This is a genomic window from Bacillus sp. BB081, from assembly GCF_008368895.1.
Taxonomy (GTDB): domain Bacteria; phylum Bacillota; class Bacilli; order Bacillales; family Bacillaceae_G; genus Bacillus_A; species Bacillus_A wiedmannii.
In genome coordinates this window covers 1-882 of record NZ_QOZX01000155.1, presented here as the reverse complement: position 1 = coordinate 882, position 882 = coordinate 1, and the positions used below count along the sequence as shown (strand labels likewise).

The 882-nt window shown below is 37.2% G+C and carries 1 protein-coding gene; it reads right to left on the bottom strand.

Features of this window, described 5'->3' with window-relative positions:
• The coding region (locus DN394_RS28800; protein ID WP_179953674.1) for a sensor histidine kinase at window positions 1-882 on the bottom strand (882 nt) is incomplete at both ends.

Genomic DNA, 882 nt, shown 5'->3' with positions numbered 1-882 from the left:
AATAATATCTTGATCGATTCCTGCTCCTGTATCTTCTACACTGATGAGTACTTGATCGCCATGATCTTTAACCGACAATGTTACTGTACCGGAACCTTTACCTTTCAAAATGCCATGTACTATCGCATTCTCCACTAATGGCTGAATAATAAGACTGGGGATTTTCACTTCTACTTCTTCATCCACATCATAGATCACTGTCAATTTATTACCAAATCGTGCTTTTTCAATCTCAACATAATTCACAACCTGACCGAGTTCTTTATTAATATCGATCAATTGGTCACTCCATTCCAGACTATGACGAAGATAACCGGATAGATTGATAATCATTTCACGGGCATAGTTAGGATCGATACGGATGGACGATGCTATCGCATTGAGAGCGTTAAATAGAAAATGAGGATTGATACTGGTCTGTAATGCTTTAATTTCAGCTTTGTTTGCCATTTCTTTCATCTGCTCAATCCGAGACACTTCCATCAATGTAGAAATGATCTGAGAAAGACCTACTGCTAATGTTTGTAAAGAATATGTTATTTTATGCGCTTTACGGTAATAAATCTTGAGTGCACCTGTAACGATCCCTTTTTCAGTCAAAGGAATAATAATTAACGATTGAATATTAGGCACTTTGCCTTCCATATCGTTATTGCTAATCATAATCTCACCGCTACGAATCGTCTGCTTGGTCGCATCAGTAATAATCTCATGCCCGATATTGTAGTGATCTTCGCCAAGTCCTACATAAGCTAAAATGAGCTTGCTATCTGTAATCGCTACAGCATCCGCTTGAATATCTTCTTTAATAATACCGCATATTTTGCGCAATGATTCGCTATTAATGGATCTGAAATAAGGAAGTGTTTTATTGGCAATATC